Annotated in this window: 18 protein-coding genes, 1 tRNA gene and 1 other RNA gene; 14 read left to right on the plus strand and 6 right to left on the minus strand. The window is 64.8% G+C overall.

Going from position 1 to position 21,381, the window contains the following annotated elements; all coding sequences use genetic code 11:
• On the plus strand, positions 1-754 hold a 754-nt coding region (locus CH305_RS11350), incomplete at its 5' end, for an IS3 family transposase (RefSeq protein ID WP_143545276.1).
• Positions 755-979: 225 nt separating this feature from the next.
• On the opposite strand, the gene CH305_RS11355 is transcribed toward CH305_RS11350, so the two are convergent.
• Positions 980-1,067, minus strand: a tRNA-Ser gene (locus CH305_RS11355).
• Between the two features lie 95 nt (positions 1,068-1,162).
• Between CH305_RS11355 and ffs the strand changes: the two genes are divergently transcribed.
• Both ffs and CH305_RS11365 read left to right on the plus strand, forming a co-directional pair.
• Positions 1,163-1,257, plus strand: an RNA gene (gene ffs / locus CH305_RS11360) — signal recognition particle sRNA small type.
• 54 nt (positions 1,258-1,311) lie between these two features.
• Complete coding sequence (locus CH305_RS11365; protein WP_094703761.1) at positions 1,312-2,598, plus strand: aminotransferase class I/II-fold pyridoxal phosphate-dependent enzyme; 1,287 nt, start codon at positions 1,312-1,314, stop codon at positions 2,596-2,598.
• 63 nt (positions 2,599-2,661) lie between these two features.
• Here the strand turns inward: CH305_RS11365 and CH305_RS11370 are convergent, their stop codons facing one another.
• Positions 2,662-4,179: an MFS transporter gene (locus tag CH305_RS11370; RefSeq protein ID WP_094703762.1), complete on the minus strand. Its 1,518-nt coding sequence runs from the start codon at positions 4,177-4,179 to the stop codon at positions 2,662-2,664.
• 105 nt (positions 4,180-4,284) lie between these two features.
• Between CH305_RS11370 and CH305_RS11375 the strand changes: the two genes are divergently transcribed.
• The gene (locus CH305_RS11375; RefSeq protein WP_094703763.1) at positions 4,285-4,956 is read left to right on the plus strand and encodes a TetR/AcrR family transcriptional regulator; all 672 of its coding nucleotides are present in this window, start codon (positions 4,285-4,287) and stop codon (positions 4,954-4,956) included.
• A 122-nt stretch (positions 4,957-5,078) separates the two neighbouring features.
• On the plus strand, positions 5,079-6,374 hold the full coding sequence (locus CH305_RS11380; protein WP_094703764.1) for a lipase family protein: 1,296 nt from the start codon (positions 5,079-5,081) through the stop codon (positions 6,372-6,374).
• 25 nt (positions 6,375-6,399) lie between these two features.
• Here the strand turns inward: CH305_RS11380 and CH305_RS11385 are convergent, their stop codons facing one another.
• On the minus strand, positions 6,400-6,729 hold the full coding sequence (locus CH305_RS11385; RefSeq protein ID WP_032379969.1) for a YnfA family protein: 330 nt from the start codon (positions 6,727-6,729) through the stop codon (positions 6,400-6,402).
• A 105-nt stretch (positions 6,730-6,834) separates the two neighbouring features.
• On the opposite strand from CH305_RS11385, the gene phoU reads away from it, so the two are divergent.
• From phoU to CH305_RS11420, 7 genes are all read left to right on the plus strand, one after another.
• Positions 6,835-7,488 (plus strand): phosphate signaling complex protein PhoU, encoded by a 654-nt coding sequence (phoU, locus tag CH305_RS11390; protein ID WP_094703765.1) that lies wholly within the window; start codon positions 6,835-6,837, stop codon positions 7,486-7,488.
• Positions 7,489-7,525: 37 nt separating this feature from the next.
• Positions 7,526-8,329, plus strand: coding sequence for a transglutaminase family protein (locus CH305_RS11395; RefSeq protein WP_052058346.1), 804 nt, complete (start codon positions 7,526-7,528; stop codon positions 8,327-8,329).
• 49 nt (positions 8,330-8,378) lie between these two features.
• Positions 8,379-9,611 (plus strand): hypothetical protein, encoded by a 1,233-nt coding sequence (locus CH305_RS11400; protein ID WP_143545277.1) that lies wholly within the window; start codon positions 8,379-8,381, stop codon positions 9,609-9,611.
• Between the two features lie 26 nt (positions 9,612-9,637).
• Positions 9,638-10,051, plus strand: coding sequence for a hypothetical protein (locus CH305_RS11405; RefSeq protein WP_143545278.1), 414 nt, complete (start codon positions 9,638-9,640; stop codon positions 10,049-10,051).
• A 149-nt stretch (positions 10,052-10,200) separates the two neighbouring features.
• Positions 10,201-10,776 carry an HhH-GPD-type base excision DNA repair protein gene (locus CH305_RS11410; protein WP_094703768.1) on the plus strand — a complete coding sequence of 192 codons (576 nt, stop codon included), beginning with the start codon at positions 10,201-10,203 and terminating at the stop codon, positions 10,774-10,776.
• 52 nt (positions 10,777-10,828) lie between these two features.
• Complete coding sequence (locus CH305_RS11415; RefSeq protein ID WP_094703769.1) at positions 10,829-13,222, plus strand: helicase-associated domain-containing protein; 2,394 nt, start codon at positions 10,829-10,831, stop codon at positions 13,220-13,222.
• Positions 13,223-13,266: 44 nt separating this feature from the next.
• On the plus strand, positions 13,267-15,627 hold the full coding sequence (locus CH305_RS11420) for a DNA polymerase III subunit gamma and tau (protein ID WP_094703805.1): 2,361 nt from the start codon (positions 13,267-13,269) through the stop codon (positions 15,625-15,627).
• A gap of 12 nt (positions 15,628-15,639) precedes the next feature.
• Here CH305_RS11420 and CH305_RS11425 read toward each other — a convergent pair whose 3' ends face one another.
• Positions 15,640-15,876 (minus strand): hypothetical protein, encoded by a 237-nt coding sequence (locus CH305_RS11425; RefSeq protein WP_032379974.1) that lies wholly within the window; start codon positions 15,874-15,876, stop codon positions 15,640-15,642.
• A gap of 234 nt (positions 15,877-16,110) precedes the next feature.
• Here CH305_RS11425 and CH305_RS11430 point away from each other — a divergent pair, with 234 nt between their 5' ends.
• Positions 16,111-17,322, plus strand: coding sequence for an acetyl-CoA C-acetyltransferase (locus tag CH305_RS11430; protein ID WP_032379975.1), 1,212 nt, complete (start codon positions 16,111-16,113; stop codon positions 17,320-17,322).
• Positions 17,323-17,331: 9 nt separating this feature from the next.
• The gene (locus CH305_RS11435; protein ID WP_094703770.1) at positions 17,332-19,467 is read left to right on the plus strand and encodes a 3-hydroxyacyl-CoA dehydrogenase NAD-binding domain-containing protein; all 2,136 of its coding nucleotides are present in this window, start codon (positions 17,332-17,334) and stop codon (positions 19,465-19,467) included.
• Between the two features lie 58 nt (positions 19,468-19,525).
• Here the strand turns inward: CH305_RS11435 and CH305_RS11440 are convergent, their stop codons facing one another.
• Entirely contained in the window at positions 19,526-20,182 is a 657-nt protein-coding gene (locus tag CH305_RS11440) for a GntR family transcriptional regulator (protein ID WP_170944701.1), read from the minus strand.
• A gap of 13 nt (positions 20,183-20,195) precedes the next feature.
• Positions 20,196-21,368 (minus strand): cation:proton antiporter, encoded by a 1,173-nt coding sequence (locus CH305_RS11445; protein WP_094703771.1) that lies wholly within the window; start codon positions 21,366-21,368, stop codon positions 20,196-20,198.
• Between the last annotated feature and the right edge of the window lie 13 nt (positions 21,369-21,381).

A 21,381-nucleotide genomic window follows, 5' to 3' on the forward strand; every position in this document is an offset into this window, starting at 1 on the left:
GCAGATACGCAGGCCCGATCCGAAGGCAGCGTTGAAAGCGGCGGTGACCAGCGCGTTCGAGAACAACCATGGGCGCTACGGGCATCGCCGTGTGCACCGGGTGCTCGTCGAGGCGGGGTGGCGGGTGGCGAAGAAGACGGTGTTGGCGGTGATGCGCGAGCTCGGGTTGGCCTGCCTTGTGCGGCGGCGTCGACGGTATGTCTCGTATCAGGGGCAGGTCGGGGCGGTCGCCGCGAACATCCTCGACCGCCAGTTCACGGCGGAGGCACCGAATCAGAAGTGGGTCACCGACGTCACCGAGTTCCGGGTCGGGGAGGCGAAGTTGTATCTGTCTCCGGTGATGGACTTGTTCGATCGTCAGATCATTTCGTATTCGATCGGTCGGTCCCCGACGACGGAGTTCACCAACCGTTCCCTGCGGGCAGCGCTGGACACCCTCGGTGAACAGGAGTGTCCAATTGTGCACTCGGATCAGGGATTTCACTACCAGCATTTCTCGTGGCGGCGGCTGCTGGCCGATGCGGGGGCGATCCAATCGATGTCGCGCAAAGCCAACTGCTACGACAATGCGATCATCGAGAACTTCTTCGGTCACCTCAAAGAAGAGATGTTTCATCACATCCGATATCTCGACCTGGGCACCTTGCAGACCGCGATCGAGGACTACATCGACTGGTTCAACAACGACCGCATCTCGCTACGCCTCGACGGCCTGAGCCCGGTGCGATACCGAGCTCAGGCCCTCGCGGCCTAGGCTTTGCATTGAGCAGTCCAACCCACGGGGTCCAGTGCAGTGCAAGGGTCCATTGACCCAATACCGGCAGTCGCGTGAATGGACCACTGCATACGTCTGACCGGTGCAAGGGTCCATTGACGCGAACGGGGTGGGCGCGAACCAGGGCGGTCGATCGGGCCGGCGGGCGAATGACAACACCCCCGAACAGCAAGAAGCCCCCGTGACATGTCACGGGGGCTTCTCTGGCGGAGGATAGGGGATTTGAACCCCTGAGGGCGTTAACCCAACCCGCGTTCCAGGCGAGCGCCATAGGCCACTAGGCGAATCCTCCGTGGGGGAGCTTACCCGGTTACCCCCACCATCTCCCAAATCGGGAGGCGCGGAGGGTGGTGATGCGTTCTCATCTCGGGGACGGCTACACTTCCTAACGGATCCCGCGCGGCGCGCATCCTGTGAACTCCCCCAGGGCCGGAAGGCAGCAAGGGTCAATGGGCTCTGCCGGGTGCGCGGGGTCCCCTTTATTTCAGTGACATCAACACTGTCCGGGGAACCCAGTCACCGAGAGGCCGCTCCGCATGCCAGCGCAAACCCAGTTGGGTCTGATGAACCATGAGGAGCTCGCCTCCGAGCACGAGCGGCAGAGCGCGAAGTACACGCAGCTCAAGGCCGAGAATCTGAAGCTGGATCTCACCCGTGGCAAGCCGTCACCCGAGCAGCTCGATCTCGCTGCCGATCTGCTGACGCTTCCCGGCGCGGATTTCAAGGACGGCAACGGCACCGATTGCCGCAACTACGGTGGCCTCGCCGGTCTGCCTGAACTGCGTGCCATCTTCGGCGAACTGCTCGGCATCCCGGTGAAGAACCTGGTGGCCGGTAACAATGCCAGCCTCGAGATCATGCAGGACCTGGTGGTCTGGGCGCTGCTGCACGGACTACCCGATTCGCCGCGCGCGTGGTCGGCCGAGCCCAACGTTCGCTTCCTCTGCCCGGCTCCCGGTTACGACCGACATTTCGCGATCACCGAGAGCTTCGGCATCGAGATGATCCCGGTTCCGATGGGGCCCGACGGCCCGGACGTGCACGAGATCGCCACTCTGGTGGCGTCGGATCCGCAGATCAAGGGCATGTGGGTGGTGCCGAACTACGCCAATCCCACGGGTGCCGTGTACTCGGAGGAAGTCGTTCGCGCGCTGGCCACCATGCCCGCTGCAGCGCCCGACTTCCGTCTGTTCTGGGACAACGCCTACGCGGTGCACCCGCTGACCGAGGAGTTCGCGCCGTCCTACGACGTCATCGGGATGGCAGCCGAGGCAGGTTTCCCCAATCGTGCGTTCGTGTTCGCCTCGACGTCGAAGGTCACGTTCGCCGGTGCGGGCGTCAGCTTCTTCGGCAGCTCCGAGGAGAACCTCGCCTGGTATCAGAAGCACCTCGGCAAGAAGAGCATCGGTCCGGACAAGCTCAACCAGCTTCGGCATCTGCGTTTCTTCGGCGACGCCGATGGGGTGCGGGCTCACATGGCCAAGCATCGCGAGATCCTGAAGCCCAAGTTCGCCCTGGTGCAGCAGATCCTCGAAGATCGGCTCGGGGCGTCGAAGATCGCCTCGTGGACCGAACCCAAGGGTGGTTACTTCATCAGCCTCGACGTGCTCGAGGGCACGGCCGCTCGCTCGATCGCGCTGGCCAAGGACGCCGGAATTGCGTTGACGGCCGCCGGCTCGGCCTTCCCGTACGGAAAAGATCCGGAAGACAAGAACATTCGCCTCGCCCCGAGCTTCCCCTCGCTCGGTGAGCTGGAGAAGTCGATGGACGGCGTCGCGACCTGCGTGTTGCTGGCCGCGACGGAAAAGTTGCTCGAAGGCTGAACGCACGTGAGCGGAACTTCGTAGCAGGCTACGAGGTTCCGCTCACATGCGGCGAAGCCGCTCTCAGTGCCCGACGACTACCGCACCTTCGGGAGCGGTGGGCAACGGACCCTTCTTCAGGAGCGTGGCCGACAGCACTGCGCCGAGCAGGAAGATTCCCGACGCCCACCAGAACGTGGTGGTGTAGCTGGCGATCTCGGCATTGGCTTGCAGCAGAGCCGCATCGGTTGCCGTTGCCATGTTGGTGCTGACGTAGCTGGTGGCTGCGTTGGCGGCGACGGTGCTCAGCAGCGCCGTGCCGATCGAGCCGCCCACCTGCTGCATCGTGTTCACCGTGGCCGACGCGACACCGGAGTCGTCCGGGTCGACGCCCGAAATCGCGCCCTGCATGGCCGGTGCCATGGTGGCTCCGAGTCCGAGGCCCATGATGACCAGGCCGGGCAGGATGTGCGTGACGTAGCTGCTGTCGATGTCGATCTGCGTCAGCAGTCCCATTCCGACGGAGGCCACGATCAGGCCGGTCGTCATCAGGATGCGGGGTCCGAAGCGGGGGAGGATCAGTGCCGTGGACAGTGTCGCCGTGAGAATCAGGGACGCGATCATCGGCATGAATGCGAACCCGGTGGTGATGGGTGTGTACTTCAGCGTGTTCTGCAGGTAGTACGTCAAGAACAGGAACACCGCGAACATGCCTGCGCCGGTAACGAATACAGCGAGGAACGATCCCGCACGAGTGCGGTCAAGCACAATCCGCAACGGCAGCAACGGGTGCTCGACGCGCATCTGGATGGTCACGAACACCGCGAGCAGGACGACACCTGCGGCGAGGAATCCGAGGGTGACCGAGTTGCCCCAGCCGTCGGACTCGGCGTGAGCGAAGCCGTAGACGATCGAGAACAGCGCGGCCGAGACGGCGATCGTGCCGGGGATGTCGAGCTTGGGTCGGACGTCGACCTTGTGCTTGGCCAGGAACAGGAAGCCGCCGACGAATGCGAGCGCGGCGAAGATCAGGTTGACGTACAGGCTCCAGCGCCAGTTGGCCCACTCGGTAAGCATGCCGCCGAGCAGCAGGCCGAGTGCGCCGCCGCCGCCGGCGATGGCACCGAAGATGCCGAATGCCTTGGCGCGTTCCTTCGTATCGGTGAAGGTGGTGGCCAACAGAGACAGAGCCGCAGGCGCGAGAAGAGCGCCGAAGAGGCCCTGACCGGCGCGGGCAGCAACAAGCATGCCGAAGTTGACGGCTGCGCCGCCCACGGCCGACATCAGCGCGAAGCCGACCAGTCCGATGAGGAAGGTGTTGCGCCGTCCGAACAGGTCGCTGAGCCGGCCTCCGAGCAGCAGCAGGCTGCCGAACGCGAGTGCATACGCGGTGACGACCCAGGAGCGGTCGGCGTTGTCGAAGCCCAGGTCGAGCTGGGCGGCGGGGAGTGCGATGTTCACGATGGTCGCGTCGAGCACGACCATGAGCTGGGCCAGTCCGAGCGTCGCGAGAATCAGCCAACGATTCCGATGCGCGCGCTCGTCGACCGGCGAAGTGGTCGACGTGGCGTCGCCCACATTCTCCGATGAAATGGTGGTCATAGTGTCCTCGGTTCGACTATGCGGAGGTGTACCCTCCGGTTGTAGAGCAAAGGTAGCAGCTAAGTGGAGGAATGTCCTCCGCTTATCGGGTGAAACGGACATCGAATGAGTGTGAGAGCGGACACAACGGCATCGAAGCCCCTACGGGCGGATGCCGAACGCAATCGACGTCGCATCGTGGATGCGGCCCGTGAGCTGTTCGCCTCACACGGCATCGACATCACGCTCGACGACGTCGCGGCGCACGCCAAGGTGGGCGTCGGAACCGTCTACAGACGCTTCTCGTGCAAGGAAGAACTGATCGACGGTGTATTCGAGCAGCGACTCGAAGACATGCTCGCAACCGCAAAGCGGGCGCTGGAGGCGAAGGATCCATGGGAAGGGCTGGTGCAGTTCCTGGCCCAGGTCTGTGAGGGAATGTCGGCGGACCGTGGTCTCGGCGATGTCGTTCTCGGCACGGACGAGGGCTGCCGCGGCATCGCGCAGGTTCGGTCGCGCATCGATCCGTTCTTCGAGAAGATCGTCGACCGCGCACTCGCATCCGGGCAGCTGCGGCCGGACGTCGCGGTCAACGACTTCTATCCGGTGCTTGGCATGATCGGCGCGACCGTCGAATTTTCCAGTGCTGTCGACGCCGCCAACTGGCGTCGCTACTTCACCGTGTTGCTCGACGGGCTGCGGGGTGACGGCGTTCCTCGATCGACGCTGCCCGGCCGCCCGTTCACCAGCGAGGAAGTCGACGTGGCCAAAGCCGCGATGCATCGGCGACGACGCTGACGGTGAGGAATCCAAACTAGCCCTATGCGTTGTGTGACGCATCACGTAAGGTGCGTCACGATAAGTGCTACACGGGGTAGCGCTCACTTGAAGACAAGTGATCGACGTTGGGGGTTTCCAGGGTGCGGTACAAGCGCGTGTTCGGTTCGGCTGTCGCAGTAGCGGCAGTATTCATCGGGGTGACGGCACCGGCGGTGTCAGCGGCCCCCTCTACGGGTTCGACCGTCGAATCCGATTTCTACGTACCGCCGAGCCCGCTGCCCGCAGGTTCGCCGGGTGACGTGATCCGTTCGGAGCCTTCGCATCTCGCTCTGTCGGTCCCCGGGATCGGCGGCCCGCTGCCCGGTGCAGCCACCCGAATCATGTACCGCAGCACCGACTCCAACGACGCGCCCAATGCCGTCACCGGCACCTACATCGATCCTGCCGCGGAATGGACCGGCCCGGGTCCGCGTCCGCTGGTGGTACTTGCTCCGGGAACTCAGGGTCAGGGCGATCAGTGCGCGCCGTCGAAGATGCTCAACAACGTCATCACCTACACCCCGCCGCTCGGTTTCATGGTCGAGTACGAGGTGCTCGCGGCGTATTCGCTGCTGTCCCAGGGCTATGGCGTCGTCATCACCGACTACGAGGGCCTCGGTACGCCCGGTGCGCACACGTACGTCAACCGCGCCTCGGAAGCGCACGCTGTACTCGACGCGGCCCGCGCGGCCCAGAAACTGCAGGGCACCAAGATCTCCGGGGACGGTCCGGTGGCCGCTTACGGCTACTCGCAGGGTGGTGGCGCAGCCGCTGCCGCAGCGGAACTCGCGGATGACTACGCACCCGAGCTGAACCTCGTCGGCACCTACGCAGGCGCACCGCCGGCAGATCTGAAGGCCACTCTCGAGCAGGTGGACGGCACCATCCTCACGGGCGTCATCGGCTACACCCTCAACGGTCTGCTCAACTCCGACCCCGGTCTGCGGCCGATCGTCGACGAGAACATCAACGACGCAGGCAAGGCCATGCTGAACTTGGTGGCGAATCAGTGTGTGGGAGAAACGATTCTGAACGTCGGGCTGCACCGCACCAACGAGTACACCAAGTCCGGCGAGCCACTGTCGGTGGTGCTGGACAGGTTGCCCGTCGCTCAGGAGATCCTGGCCAAGAACAAGATCGGTGAACGTACGCCGAATGCTCCGGTGCTGATCCAGTCCGGTACGTCCGACGACATCGTGCCTCACGGACAGGCAGTCGGTCTGGCCGGTGACTGGTGCGGCAAGGGTGCCACCGTGCAGCTGAGCTCCGCGCAGGTTCCGGCAATTGTTCCGGGATCCGGTGCAGGACACCTCATTCCAGATATCTTGGGCCTCGGCGAGGCGCAGAATTGGATCAAGGATCGGTTCTACGGAGTGCCTGCACCGTCGAACTGCTGATCTGCTGAAGTACGGCCCGCGCGAGTCAGCGCGGGCCGTACATGATCACCGCGACACCGATCAAGGCGATCGACGCGCCGGTGATGTCCCAGCGGTCGGGCCGAAAGCCGTCGACCACCATGGCCCAGAGCAGTGACCCAGCCACGAACACTCCGCCGTACGCGGCGAGGATGCGGCCGAAGTTGGCGTCGGGTTGCAAGGTTGCGACAAATCCGTAGGCGCCGAGGGCGATCACCCCGGCTCCGGCCCACAGCCATCCCCGATGCTCGCGAATTCCCTGCCACACCAGCCATGCCCCGCCGATCTCGAACAGGGCGGCCACCGCGAACAACATGACCGACTTCACAATGTTCATGCGACAAAGGCTCCCACGGCACCGACCCGGTGTAGAAGGATGCGTTTGGGGGTACAGGCCTACAGGCCCCGCGTCGAGGGCTGATTCGGTAGGGGTGAGTAGTACATGAGGGACAGTTACACGGAGGCGCTCGACGCTTTGGCGTCGGACCTGTCCGAAATGTCGAGAATTGCCGAGAAGGCAATGGAGGACGCCACCCGGGCATTGCTGACGGCAGACATCGTCCTCGCCGAACAGACCATCGAATACCGCGAGGAGATCGACACACTCGCGGTCGAATGGGAGCACGGAGCGTTCGGCTTCCTTGCCTTGCAGGCACCCGTTGCTCACGACCTACGCCGAGTCGTCTCCGGCATCAACATCGTCGCCGATCTGCAGCGAATGGGCGGCCTTGCAGTGCATATTGCCGAACTGGCTCGTCGCCGCCATCCCGCGCACGTACTGCCGCCCGAAGTCGAGGGCGTGTTCGAGCAGATGGGTCGAGTTGCCGTCGCGCAGGCCGAGGCCACGCAACGCGTGCTGGAAACCAGAGACGCCGAACTTGCCGCAAGCCTGCGCATTCAGGACGAGGAAATGGACGCACTGCATCGCAGCCTGTTCATGTTGACCTCCGCACCCGATTGGCCGCACGGCGTGCCTGCCGCAGTGGACATCACGTTGCTCGGCCGGTTCTACGAGCGCTATTCCGATCACACGGTCGAGGTCGCCAAGAGAGTCATATTCCTGGTGACGGGCGAACGTCTCACCGACGAGTCATGATCTGCGCGAACGGCTCGGAGATGGCAGGATCGGCACGATGAAACGTGACGTCTCCGCGTACCTCGATGTCGACGTGACCGAGGCCAGCACCCTCGAGTTCCAGATCGCGATCGCACCGCATCCAGGAACCGAAGTGTGGGAAGCTCTGTCGTTCACACTCGACGGTCAGCCGGTCGAAGCGCAGGAGATCAGCGGCGCGCACGGCACCCGCATCCACAAGCTGTACGCCGGAGTCGGGAAGCTCGAGGCGTCGTACTCGGCAACCATCTACGGCAACACCGAGCCGGCCCCGGTCTCCGATTACGATCTCTCGCTGTACCTGCGGCCCAGCCGCTACTCCGAAGCAGACAAGTTCTTCGGCTTCGCAGCAACCGAATTCGGTTCCTACCCGCCGTCGGAGAAGTTGCTCGCCGAGGTCTCGTCCTGGGTCGGGGCGCGGCTGAGCTACGTCCCGGGCAGCAGCGACCCCATCGACGGCGCTGTGGACACTCTCCTCGCCGGTGCCGGAGTGTGCCGCGATTACACCCACCTCGTTGTGGCCCTGCTTCGTGCGGTCAACGTCCCTGCTCGCCTGGTAGCGGTGTACGCGCCTGGCTGCGATCCGATGGACTTCCACGCGGTCGCCGAAGCCTTCGTCGAAGGCCAATGGCGAGTGGTGGATGCGACCTGCCTCGCGCCGCGATCGACCTTGGTCCGCATCGCCACCGGACGGGACGCAGCCGATACCGCGTTCCTGGACAACCACGGCGGATCGATCATCCTCAACAGTGCCGTCGTCGGAGCCGTCGTCGACGGCCCCTTGCCCTTCGACGACATCACTCAGCTGGTGTCGATTACCTGACTCGGTCGCTCCTGATCGGGTCGAGTCGGAGCCGCGTTAGGCTGCGGCCGTGCGAGTCTCTGTGCGACGTGGTGGTGTACGGACCGATGGGGTGGTCGTCGGCGTTGTCGTAGCCGTTGGTGTCGTTGTCGCAGGTCTCACCCACCAACCGATGGGACAGTCGGGATCGGGCTACCTCAGTGAGCCTGTGGACTACCCCGTCGATATTCCTGGGTGCGAGTCCGTGGAACCGCCCGAGGAAGAGCAGTTCTACGGAGTGCTGACCACAGGCCAGGAGGACTACGACAATCCCGGCTACCCGTGGCTGACGTCGAGAAAAGCGAATGCGATGTCGATCGCAGTGCGCGAGGCCCTTCCCCCTCAGGTCGAGGTCGTGGCCGGCTCGTCGCTCCGGTCCGGCGGTGATCCGCTGGTCTTTCAACCCGTAGCCAGTGCGGACGCGGCGTACGACCCGGGCACATCGGCGGACAGTGTTCTCGTCCGCAACGGTGTCGAAGGTTCGCTGACCGTCAACGTCACCCGTGTCGCAGATGGACCGAAGCCATGCCAGGCCGGATGGCTCGATGCTCGCGAAACACTCCCCGACGGAACCGTCGTCGACACCCGGGACACCTGGGATGAATTCGACGGGGACCGCTCACAGTCGAATATCGTGCGCATGTATGCGCGCGACGGTTCAGTCGTCGTAGCGTCGTCGTCGGACCGGAACGCCGATTACGAGTCCACCGGTTCCGTGCCACTGTCGATCGAGGAGTTGCGCACGATAGCGTTGCGGCCGGAATTGCTCTCGTCCACACCAGTTCCGGATGGAATACTGCCGCTCCCGATTTCGTGTGACACCAATTCCGAGGGCACAGGGCAGTTCTCGTCTCGGACTGTCGAACGCCTCAATGCTTCACTGGACGACTTCTGGCAAGCGGCCGAGATTCCAGTAGAACTCGACAGACCTCTCGGCTCGATGCGAACCGCACCTTCAGGATCGGCCGGAGCGTGTGGAGCCGTGAAGGCCGGCGACGGCACCCTCTTGATCAGGGTCATCGACGCGAACTACGAGCCGTCCGAGGATCCTTGGCGTGCAGTGACATTGCCGGACGGTTCGCATTTTCGTGACGACAACCCGGGTTCGAGCACAATGACTCTCGACGGAGACCCGATCGAGGAGGTCACGTTGGTCAAACCGTCGGGGACCCGGGTGGACGTGCAGATCGCGTCTCGCGCCACCAGTATCGACCGACCACTTTTGCAGGCAATCGCTTTGGCAGTCGCCGGTTCGGTCGACTGAAAATCGTGATCTACATTGCCGGATTCATGTTCGTGGTGGTGGTATCGATTTCGGCAGTTCGTTCAGGTGACGGCCTTTGCAGGGCCGCCGTCGCGCTGGTGTGGCTCCCCCTCGGCGTTGCTTTCCTGACCAGTTGGGTGTTCAGCCATCGGTGGGCAAACCAATCAGGTTGTCGCGAAGCCTTTCCTGAGCATTTCGGTTATCGTCCACCGGATCACGAGGTGGTGCCCTTTCCAGTAAAGGACCGGCAGACGTGGTGGCCTCTCGGTCGAGAATGCGTCGGCCGCGACTCCGATACCGGCACAGTGATCGTCGAGCACACTGGCTGGGGAACGACGATGATCGTGTATCCAGCCTTGACCTGCGCGGTGGTTGCATTGGCTGTCGTCGTAGTGAGAACGGCGCTTCTCGGACTACGCGAATGCCGTGCGAGGTCGTGAGCGCGCGACGTGTCCGCCGGCCTGTATGGGTTCGGCTTCCGTCTGTCTTTTCGCAGACTCGGTGCAATGACCACCCTGATCCCGCCGTACTGGACGCCTCCCCGGGGAATCGTCATCCGGCGTGGACGGTGCATGGCAGGATCGGAGCCATGTCTCGCACTCTGCACCTCGTCGGCGATCCTGAGGCCGATGCACTGCTCGCCGAGGATCCGTTCGCGCTGTTGATCGGCATGCTGCTGGATCAGCAGGTGCCGATGGAATCGGCGTTCGCCGGCCCGAAGAAGCTCGTCGACCGTCTCGGTGATCTGAAAGTCGACACCGTCGCCGACGCCGATCCGGACGAATTCGCTGCATTGTGCGCGCAGACCCCGGCCGTGCATCGGTTCCCCGGCTCGATGGCCAAGCGCATCCAGGGGCTCGCAGCGTTTCTGGTCGAGAACTACGACGGCAAGCCGCAGGAGATCTGGACCCGCGAGAACACCGACGGTGCCGAGGTGCTGAAGCGCCTCAAGGCGCTCCCCGGATACGGCGATCAGAAGGCACGCATCTTCCTCGCGCTGCTCGGCAAGCAGATGGGCGTCACGCCCGACGGGTGGCGAAAGGCCGCCGGAGCGTACGGCGACGAGGATGCGCGTCGATCCATTGCCGACGTAGTGGACGAGAAGTCGCTGCTCGAGGTGCGCGAATTCAAGAAGGCAGCGAAAGCGGCAGCCAAGAAGAAGTAAGTCTGTCGGTGCCCGGCGGTACCTTCGGCAGAACTTTCACCGGGGGGAAGAAATGACCGAGAGTATCGGGACGTACGAGGGGTGGCTGGCGTCGCTCGGCGAGGACGAGCTGACCGGTCTGCTTCGCCGTCGACCGGATGTGGTCACCGACCCGCCGCCGCGCTCGTTCGGATTGCTCGCACAGTTGCTCGGCTCACCGTGGCGGGTGGCGGCCCTGCCCCGAAAGCTCGACCGGGGTGCGCTGGATCTGCTCGAATTGTTCGCCCTCATGGGCGATCTCACTCGAGCCGAGGTCGGTCACTGGGTCTGCGAGGGAACGGCGAACCACACGCCGGACATCGAGGCCGCACTGGCCGAGCTGATGTCCTACGGTCTGATCCGGCCGTACATATCAGAAGGCTCGGACACGGTCGAATTCTGTCCCGTCGATCTGTCCGGGGTGTTCTCGCATCCGTTCGGACTGGCTCTGCGGCAGCGAAAGTTGTTCCTGCGCTGCGCCGTCGAGCAGGATCGGTTGGCTGTACTGACTCGTGTTGGCGTCGACTCTTCGCTCGACCGGGCTGCACGCGCCGACGCCGTCGCGGCCGCAATGACCCCGGAACGAATCCGCGCCCTGTACGACGACGGCCCGGTCGAGATGCGAGAGATGTTGTCTCGCTTCGTCGATGGCAATCCGGTGTCGCTGATCTTCGATGTGCCGCCGACCGCAGGTGCCGCCGCTTTCGAACGGGGGTTGCTGTATCGACTGGACGGGCATCGCGTCGAGATGCCGCTGGAGGTGAGCATCGCGCTGCGAGGGCAGGGCTGGCGCTTGCCCATCGAACTCGGTCCGCCGAGTTTTGCCGCGAGCGTGCTCTCGCAGGACGACGTACGGCGCACACGTTCCATTGCGCTGCTGCAGTTCTGCGAGCACACACAGGCGCTGCTGACGGCCGTAGACACCGACGGCCTGACGATGATGAAGACCGGTGGCGTCAGCGCCAAAGAGCTTCGTTCGCTGACGACGCGCCTGGGATTTCCCGACGAGCACGACACCGCGCTGATGCTGATGCTGGCGCGCGAGGCCGGATTGATCGCCGAGCGAGGAAAGACCGGCGTCGCTTTGACCTCGGCGTACGAAACGTGGTCGACGAGCACGCGAGCAGAGCAGGCGGCCGCGTTGCTGGCTGCCTGGTGGTGTTCACCGTTCACGCCCACCCATCGGGTACCGCGAGCCTCGCAGAAGACCGTGCCGGTGCTCAAGAAGATGCTCGACGATCCTGCGGCGGCAGACCTGCGCGCGACGGCACTGACGGCTCTCCTGCGACACGCCGGTCCCGACGCTCGGACGACCGTGCTGTCCGGCCAGGACGAATTCGCCTGCTACCTCGACTGGCACATCCCTGTCGTCTCGACGAGCGCCGGGGCAGGTCATGTGCGTGCGCTCTGGACCGAGGCCACTCGACTCGGGGTGCTGGCCGGCGGTGCACCGACCGATCTGTGCAGCATCCTCGCGGAGTTTCCCGTCGGCCGAGATGGTGATCGCCGTCAGATCGCCGCGGCTCTGACCGAGCAGCTGCAAGACATGGCCGACCGGGTGCCGTTCTCGGTGCGGATGCTGCCCGATTCGACAGCAGTGGTCACCGGACCACCGAGCACCGAGGTGGCGTCGATACTCGGCGCGGCCGCGCAGCCGGAATCGAGGGAGGTGGCGTCGGTCTGGCGGTTCACTCCGGCGACCATCCGCAGCTTCTTCGACGCCGGCGGCACCGGCGACGAGCTGATCGAGGCCTTGACCGGGATGGCCGAGGGCGACGTCCCCCAAGCGCTGGCGTACACGATCAAGGATTGTTGGCGCACCTACGGCGCGCTCGCCGTGCGCAGGATTCCCTGCGCCATCGTCTCCGAGGACGTCGTACTGCTCACCACCATCGAGGAAGACGAGGCGCTGGCGGTGCTCGAGTTCCATCGGCTCGCGCCCACGGTCCTGGTCAGTTCGGCAACACCGATAGACACGATCGCCGTCCTTCGCAGGCACGGATACTCCCCGGTGCGGCACTCCGATACCGGGCAGCTCGAACTCGACAGCGCACCTCGGGTGCGCGCGGCGACCGAGAGGACAACGCATCAGGCCGGCCACCCTGCACCGCGTCGACACGATCCACGCGAGCTCGCACGGCTGTTGCGCACCGGCGACTCGGGCCGCGTCGACGAGGCCCGAGTGCGCGCGTCGCTGCACCATCACAGCCGATTGCTGCCGAGGGAGCTCGACGTGTTGACCGACGCCGCAGCACGGGGCACGCCTGTCTCCATCGACTACCAGAACTCCAAGGGTGCCATCGTGCGGCACGCGATCTCGGATGCCCTGCAAGACGGCAACTGGCTGTTCGCGCTCTCGGATTCCACCGGTACCAGGGAGAGCTTCGCGATCATGAACATCAGAGCGGTCTCCACCGGTCCACGGTGACGCGCGATGCAAGTGTGTCCGTGGTCGCCGGTACCCTTTCGGGCGTGGCCCTCTACCGGAAGTACCGTCCAGCGACGTTCGCCGAAGTCGTCGGCCAGGAGCACGTCACCGAGCCGATCAGCGTGGCGCTCGATTCCAACAGAATCAACCACGCTTACCTCTTTTCCGGCCCACGCGGCTGCGGAAAGACCTCCTCGGCGCGCATCCTCGCCCGATCGCTGAACTGCGCGGAAGGGCCGACGTCGACGCCGTGCGGAGTGTGCAACTCCTGCGTTGCACTCGCACCCGGTGGCCCCGGCAACTTCGACGTCGTCGAGATGGACGCAGCCAGCCACGGTGGTGTCGACGATGCCCGAGATCTGCGCGACAAAGCGGTCTACGCCCCTGCCGAATCGCGCTACGTCATCTTCATCATCGACGAGGCCCACATGGTGACCCCGGCGGGCTTCAACGCGCTGCTCAAGGTCGTCGAGGAGCCGCCGGAGCACCTGGTCTTCATCTTCGCGACCACCGAGCCCGAGAAGGTGCTCCCCACCATCCGCTCGCGTACCCACCATTACCCCTTCCGGCTGCTCGCGCCGTCGACGATGCGCGTTCTGCTGGAGAAGATCTGCGGCCAGGAACAGGTCCCGGTCGAGGATGCGGTCTATCCGTTGGTCATCCGCGCAGGCGGCGGCTCGCCCCGTGACTCGCTCAGCGTCATGGATCAGTTGCTGGCCGGAGCCGGGCCCGAGGGCGTCACGTACCCACGGGCTCTGTCGCTGCTCGGCGTCACCGACGTCGCACTCATCGACGAGGCCGTCGACGCATTGGCTGCGGGCGACGGCGGCGCACTGTTCGGCACCGTCGACAAGGTGATGGACGCGGGCCACGACCCGCGCCGCTTCGCCGTCGATCTCCTCGATCGGCTGCGAGATCTGATCCTGATGAAGGCCGTGCCCGACGCCGGTGAGCGCGGGCTGGTCGACGTGCCGGGCGACGTCCTCGAACGACTCCGTGACGAGGCGGATCTGCTCGGTTCGGCGACGCTGACCCGCTATGCCGAAATCGTGCACTCGGGCCTCGGTGAGATGCGCGGTGCCACTGCGCCGCGTCTGCTACTCGAAGTGATGTGTGCTCGGATGCTGTTGCCCTCGGCCTCCGATGCGGAATCGGCTGTGCTGCAACGACTCGAGCGTGTGGAACGTCGACTCGATGTCACCCTGCCGGCGGGGGAGCAGGCAGCCGTCGCGCAAGCAGCGGCCGATCCGACGCGACCGCAGGTGCACGCCGCCGAGCAGCCGTCCGCGTTCGATTCGGCGCAGTCGAGCTCGGCACCATCGAGTGTCACCCCGCCCAGTTCAGCCCCGCCGAGCAAGTTCCAGCGACCGTCCCAACGGCCCCCGGCTGCCGAAGCGACACCCGCGCCGGTACCGACACCACCAGCTCCGGCCGCTCCCACCCCTGTTGTGGCACCCGAGCCGGTTGTGGAACCGGTGCCCGCCGCTCCGACTCCGGAACCTGTCACGACGCCCGAGCCGTCTCCGACCCCCGAGCCCGTCGCGGAACCGGAGCCCGTCGCGGAACCGGAGCCCGTCGCGGAACCGGAGCCCGTCGCGGAACCAGAGCCGACAGCAGCACCCGACCCCGATTCGACTCCGTCGGATTCCGTTGAAGCGCAGCAGACCGGGAGCCCAGCTGCCTCCGTGTCACACGAGGACTTTCCCCCGGAACCGGAGGACGACTACGGCCCCGAACCGGAACCTGTATTCGAGCCGGAACCGGAACCTGCGGCGGCTCCTGCTGCTGCATCGAACGAACCCGACGCGGCTGCGGTGCGCGCGGTGTGGTCCGAGGTACGCACCAAGGTGCGAGACCGGAGCAGGACCGTCGAGGTCATGCTCTCCGGCGCTTCGGTGCGCACCGTCGAGAACGGCACCATCACGCTCGGCCACGATTCGGCACCGCTGGCCAAACGGCTGGAGGAACCTCGCAACGCCGACGTCATTCGCGACGCTCTGCGTGATGTGTTCGGGGTGGAGTGGTCGGTGGTGTGTCTGGTCGGGGCGGCGGCCCCACCGGAAGCGGCATCAGCAAAAAAAGATGAACCGGCAGCGAAACCCGCGTCGCTGCCGAAGTTCTCGAGGCCGAGCCAGGCAGGGGCTTCCCGTCCCACGTCGGACGGTTTCGGATCAGCGGGCGACGGATCGACCGGCGACGCCGACATACCGATGCCCGAGGCACCGGATTATCCCGACGAGCCGGAGCCGGTAGGCCCACCGCCACCGGAGACGCCGGAGGACGAGGAAGAGCTGCTCAAGGCTGCGGCCGAGCCTGCGGATCCGACGGTTCGCCGCGACCCGGAAACGGTGGCGATGGAGCTGTTGGTCAGTGAATTGGGAGCGGTACCGCTCAAGGAGACCTGACAGACGGCTGATTCAGCCGACGGTGAGATCCTCGTTGTCGGCGAACACGAGTCGCCCGCTGTCCAATGCCACGGCCCAGCGCCTGGCCACGGCCCACTCGCGCGATGTGGTGTCGGCTGCCTGAACGCCGAAATCCTCGACGATCGCGCCCGATTCGTAGGCTTCCTGGCCGGCGTTCTCGTCGGTGCCGGGGGTGCGAATGTGTACCTTGACGCGCGAACCCACGGTCAATTCGTTGTCGGTTTCCATGGTCGGTCTTCTTCCACGCTCGGTAAATCTGATCTTTCGGAGTGTCCCACGCACAGGTCGTTCAAACCTGAACCGGAGCGTCGGGTCATCTACAACGCTCGTTTCGGTCCTTACGCCGGGTCTTCTCGCGGCCCTACTGTGGCATGAGCTGAGGTCTGCCATGGCCTCGCACCGATGCGGTCGGCCGCGACGGCGACCGCGAGAAGATCGAGTATCTGGAAGGAACTGCGCGCTGTGACTACAGAGGCATTCATTTACGAGGCCATCAGGACTCCCCGAGGTAAGGGAAAGAACGGCTCCCTGCATTCGGTGAAGCCCATTTCCCTGGTGACCGGCCTGATCGACGAGCTTCGTCGACGTTTCCCGGACATGGACGAGAACCGGATCTCCGACCTCATTCTCGGAGTGGTCTCACCCGTCGGAGATCAGGGTGCCGACATCGCTCGTACGGCTGTGCTCGCTGCGAAGATGCCCGACACCGTCGGCGGCTTTCAGCTCAACCGCTTCTGCGCGTCCGGCCTCGAAGCGGTCAACCTGGCCGCGCAGAAGGTGCGTTCGGGCTGGGACGAACTGGTCATCGCCGGCGGCGTCGAGTCGATGTCGCGCGTGCCGATGGGCAGTGACGGTGGCGCGTGGGCCATGGACCCCGTCACCAACTACGACACCTACTTCGCCCCGCAGGGCATCGGTGCCGATCTCATCGCCACCATCGAGGGCTTCACCCGCGAGGACGTCGACGCGTACGCCGTGCAGTCCCAGGAACGTGCCGCTGCAGCATGGTCGGGTGGTTACTTCGCGAAATCCGTCGTTCCGGTCACCGACCAGAACGGCCTGCTGATCCTCGATCAGGACGAGCACATGCGTCCGGGCAGCACCGTGGAATCGCTCGGCAAGCTGAACCCGGCCTTCACGGGTATCGCGGCCATGGGCGGGTTCGACGACGTCGCGCTGCAGAAGTACCACTGGATCGAGAAGATCGAGCACGTCCACACCGGCGGCAACAGCTCCGGCATCGTCGACGGCGCGGCTCTCGTCCTCGTCGGTAGCGAGCAGGCCGGTAAGGACCTGAACCTGGTTCCGCGGGCCCGCATCGTTGCGACCGCGACCAGTGGTGCCGATACGACCATCATGCTGACCGGGCCGACCCCGGCGTCGAAGAAGGTTCTCGCAACCGCGGGCCTGACGGTCGACGACATCGATCTCTTCGAGCTCAACGAGGCGTTCGCCTCCGTGGTGCTGCGTTTCCAGAAGGATCTGAAGATCCCGAACGAGAAGCTGAACGTCAACGGCGGTGCCATCGCCATGGGTCACCCGCTCGGTGCAACCGGAGCCATGATCACCGGCACCGTGCTCGACGAGCTCGAGCGTCGCGGCGGCCGATACGCGTTGATCACCCTGTGCATCGGCGGCGGCATGGGCGTCGCCACCATCATCGAGCGAGTCTGAGGTATTACGATGTCTGACAACATGATTCAGTGGGACCAGGACGCCGACGGCATTGTCGTCCTGACGATGGACGACCCCAACCAGGGCGCCAACACGATGAACCAGCTGTACAAGGGCTCGATGGGTGCCACCGTCGACCGCCTCGAGGCCGAGGTGGACTCCATTACCGGCGTCGTGATCACCTCCGCCAAGAAGACGTTCTTCGCCGGCGGCGATCTGCACACGCTCATCGCAGCGAAGCCGGAGGACGCCCAGCAGGTGTTCGACGAGGTCCAGGAAGTCAAGGGGCAGCTGCGTCGCATCGAAAAGCTCGGCAAGCCGGTTGTGTCCGCCATCAACGGCGCTGCACTCGGCGGCGGACTCGAGATCGCCCTCGCGACGCATCACCGCATCGCGGCCGATGTTCCCGGTGTCCAGATCGGTCTGCCCGAGGTCTCGCTGGGACTGCTGCCCGGTGGCGGTGGCGTTGCCCGCATCACGCGACTTCTCGGTATCCAGACCGGCTTCATGACCGTCCTCGCCCAGGGCACCCGGTTCCGCCCGGCGAAGGCTCTCGAGATCGGTCTGATTCACGAATTGGTCGGCAGCGTCGACGAATTGGTACCCACCGCCAAGGCCTGGATCAAGGCCAACCCGGAGGGCGGCGTCGCACCGTGGGACGTCAAGGGCTACAAGATCCCCGGCGGTACGCCGTCGAACCCGAAGCTCGCGCAGATCCTGCCTGCATTCCCGTCCAACCTGCGCAAGCAGATCAAGGGTGCACCGATGCCGGCTCCGCGCGCGATTCTGGCCGCCGCCGTCGAAGGTGCGCAGGTCGATTTCGACAACGCGTGCACCATCGAGTCGCGTTACTTCACCGAGTTGGTCACCGGTCTGGTGTCCAAGAACATGATTCAGGCGTTCTTCTTCGATCTGCAGGCGATCAACGCCGGCAAGTCCCGTCCCGACGGCATCGAGAAGACCACCTTCACCAAGGTCGCGGTTCTCGGCGCGGGCATGATGGGCGCGGGCATCGCGTACGTGTGTGCCAAGGCTGGAATCGACGTGGTGCTCAAGGACGTTGCCATCGAGTCGGCGCAGAAGGGTAAGGCGTACTCGGAGGCCATCGAGGCCAAGGCGCTCTCTCGTGGCAAGACCACGCAGGAGAAGTCCGACGCTCTGCTCGCGCGTATCCACCCGACGGCCGATGCCAAGGACGTCGAAGGCGCTGACCTCGTCATCGAGGCCGTCTTCGAGTCGGAAGAGTTGAAGCAGAAGGTGTTCCAGGAAATCGAGGACCTCGTCGATCCGACGGCGCTGCTCGGTTCCAACACCTCGACGCTGCCCATCACGAGCTTGGCCCAGGGCATCAAGCGTCAGGAAGACTTTATCGGAATCCACTTCTTCTCACCCGTCGACAAGATGCCGCTGGTGGAGATCATCCGCGGTGAGAAGACGTCGGATGCGGCCTTGGCCAAGGCATTCGACCTGGTGCAGATCATCAAGAAGACCCCGATCGTCGTCAACGACAGTCGTGGCTTCTTCACCTCTCGCGTGATCGGCACGTTCATCAACGAGGCCATCGCGATGCTGGGCGAGGGCGTCGAGCCGTCGACCATCGAGCAGGCAGGTCTGCAGGCCGGTTACCCGGCTGCGCCACTGCAGCTTTCGGACGAACTCACGCTCAACCTGATGCAGAAGATCCGCAAGGAAACCTACGACGCCATCAAGGCTGCCGGTGGAACTCCGCCCGAGGACCCGGCCGGCGAGGTCATCGACAAGATGGTCGACGAGTTCGAGCGTCCGTCGAAGGCCAAGGGCGCGGGCTTCTACGAGTACGAGGATGGCAAGCGCGCCGGCCTGTGGCCCGGACTGCGTGATGCGTTCAAGTCGGGTTCGGCGGACATTCCGTTCGAGGACCTCAAGGAACGCATGCTGTTCATCGAGGCCATCGAGACGCAGAAGTGCTTCGACGAGGGTGTGCTGAACACCACCGCCGACGCCAACATCGGCTCGATCTTCGGCATCGGCTTCCCGGCCTGGACAGGCGGCGTGCACCAGTACGTCGTCGGCTACCCGGGTGGTCAGGCCGGATTCGTCACTCGTGCAGACGAATTGGCGAAGAAGTACGGCGATCGCTTCCAGGTTCCCGCGTCGCTGCGCTGACCCATGTGAGCGGAAACTCGTAGCCCACTACGAGGTTCCGCTCACCTGCGCGTAGCGCTCACCCGCGGTGCGCGATCAACCTCTCGGCGCCGTCTGTGAATTGTTGCTTCATCAATTCGCAGGCGGCGTCGATGTCGTTTCGAACCAGTGCCTCGATGAGCTCCTCGTGGTTGCGCACTGCTGCTCGTCCCCACTCGCGGTCGGTCGCGTACAGGCGGGTGGGGGTGTATCGGGTGGCGTTGTTGAGGAACCACGCCAGCTTGGACGAGTCGGCCAGACGGTTCAGCACACGATGGAACTCGAATTCGATGTTCTCGACGTCCTCGACCCGGCCGTTCTCGACGGCAGTCGACAGCGCTGCGGTGAGTTCAGCGAGCTGATCCAGCTCGGTCTCGGTGATTTTGGGTGCGGCGCGCCGCACCAATTCGACGGCGATCCGTCCCTGCAACCAGAAGATGTCGACGATGTCGTTCGGCGTCAGCGGTGACACCTTGTACCCGCGGTGTGGGACGAGCTCGACGATGCCCTCACCTCGCAAGGTCAGCAGGGCCTCGCGGACCGGGGTGACGCTGACCCCGAGTTCGGCGGCGGTTTCGTCGAGTCGGATGAAGTCGCCCGGGCTCACTTCACCGGACATCACGCGATGCCGGACGTGGCTTGCGACTTCCTCGGACAACTGCGGCCGTCGCCTCAGAGCCGTCCGCTTCTCTGCCATGTCGAAAAGCCAATCACACCGCGGGCTTGGTGCGTAGTACTACCCGCGCGACCGGTTCGACGATGCGGGCGGCGATCGGTCCCAGAATGGCCATCAGCAGCACGTATGCCGTCGCCAGGGCTGCCAGTTCGCCTTCGACCGCGCCTGCGGCGACGGCCAATCCGGCGATGACGATGGAGAACTCTCCGCGCGCCACCAAAGCCGCACCGGCGCGTAGTCGGCCCGGTCTCCCGATTCCCTGACGCCCCGCCGCCCACCAGCCGGTAGCGACCTTGGTGGCTGTCGTCGTGACCGCGAGCACGACGGCCCAGCCGAGCACCGGTGGGATGGTTGCGGGGTCGGTACCGAGCCCGAACACCACGAAGAACATCGCCGCGAACAGGTCGCGGAGCGGTTCGAGAATGCGGGTGGCGTTGTCGGCCGTCGATCCGGAAATCGCGATTCCCAGCAGGAACGCACCGACAGCCGCGGAGACCTGCAGTTCCGACGCGACGCCTGCTACCAGCAATGCCGATCCGAGGACTTTGAGCAGGACCACCTCGCGGTCGGGGCTGTCGACGATGGCGGAGACGAACCTGCCGTAGCGCAGCGCGACCACGAGCACGAAGGTGATGACCAACAGTGAGATTCCGAGGGCTTCCAGACCGCCGAGGAAACTCACTCCGCTCAGTACCGCGGTGAGGATCGGCAGGTAGATGGCCATCGCCAGGTCCTCGAACACCAGGATCGACAGCACGACCGGCGTTTCGCGGTTTCCGAGTCGGCCCAGATCGGTGAGCACTTTCGCGATGATGCCCGACGACGAGATGTAGGTGACGCCGCCCAGCACGAGCGCTCCGACCCCGCCCCAGCCGAGGAGCAGCGCGGCCACTGCACCCGGCGCGAAGTTCAGTGCGATGTCCACCAGTCCAGCCATCCAGGATCGGCGGAGTCCGGTGACGAGTTCGGCGGCGGTGTATTCGAGTCCGAGCAGAAGCAGCAACAGGATGACGCCGATTTCGCTGGCGATCTCACTGAACTCGCCGATGCCGCCGAGGTCGATGATGCCGCCGTTGCCGAATGCGAGACCGCCGAGCAGATAGAAGGGGATGGGGGAGACACCGATACGTCCCGCGAGACGGGCGAGAAGTCCGAGAACGAAGAACACTGCGCCCAGCTCGGTGAGGGCAAGGGCGCTCTCGGCCACTGCTCAGCCCCGA

This window comes from Rhodococcus sp. 15-649-2-2 (assembly GCF_002258645.1).
GTDB lineage: Bacteria > Actinomycetota > Actinomycetes > Mycobacteriales > Mycobacteriaceae > Rhodococcoides.

Bases quoted from the DNA above. Each gene is read 5' to 3' on its own strand.
- CH305_RS11365 (WP_094703761.1), top strand. From the start codon at position 1,312: ATGCCAGCGCAAACCCAGTTGGGTCTGATGAACCATGAGGAGCTCGCC.
- CH305_RS11415 (WP_094703769.1), top strand. From the start codon at position 10,829: ATGACCGAGAGTATCGGGACGTACGAGGGGTGGCTGGCGTCGCTCGGC.
- CH305_RS11370 (WP_094703762.1), bottom strand. From the start codon at position 4,179: ATGACCACCATTTCATCGGAGAATGTGGGCGACGCCACGTCGACCACT.
- CH305_RS11375 (WP_094703763.1), top strand. From the start codon at position 4,285: ATGAGTGTGAGAGCGGACACAACGGCATCGAAGCCCCTACGGGCGGAT.
- CH305_RS11410 (WP_094703768.1), top strand. From the start codon at position 10,201: ATGTCTCGCACTCTGCACCTCGTCGGCGATCCTGAGGCCGATGCACTG.
- CH305_RS11405 (WP_143545278.1), top strand. From the start codon at position 9,638: ATGTTCGTGGTGGTGGTATCGATTTCGGCAGTTCGTTCAGGTGACGGC.
- CH305_RS11395 (WP_052058346.1), top strand. From the start codon at position 7,526: ATGAAACGTGACGTCTCCGCGTACCTCGATGTCGACGTGACCGAGGCC.
- CH305_RS11435 (WP_094703770.1), top strand. From the start codon at position 17,332: ATGTCTGACAACATGATTCAGTGGGACCAGGACGCCGACGGCATTGTC.
- CH305_RS11385 (WP_032379969.1), bottom strand. From the start codon at position 6,729: ATGAACATTGTGAAGTCGGTCATGTTGTTCGCGGTGGCCGCCCTGTTC.
- phoU (WP_094703765.1), top strand. From the start codon at position 6,835: ATGAGGGACAGTTACACGGAGGCGCTCGACGCTTTGGCGTCGGACCTG.
- CH305_RS11440 (WP_170944701.1), bottom strand. From the start codon at position 20,182: ATGGCAGAGAAGCGGACGGCTCTGAGGCGACGGCCGCAGTTGTCCGAG.
- CH305_RS11425 (WP_032379974.1), bottom strand. From the start codon at position 15,876: ATGGAAACCGACAACGAATTGACCGTGGGTTCGCGCGTCAAGGTACAC.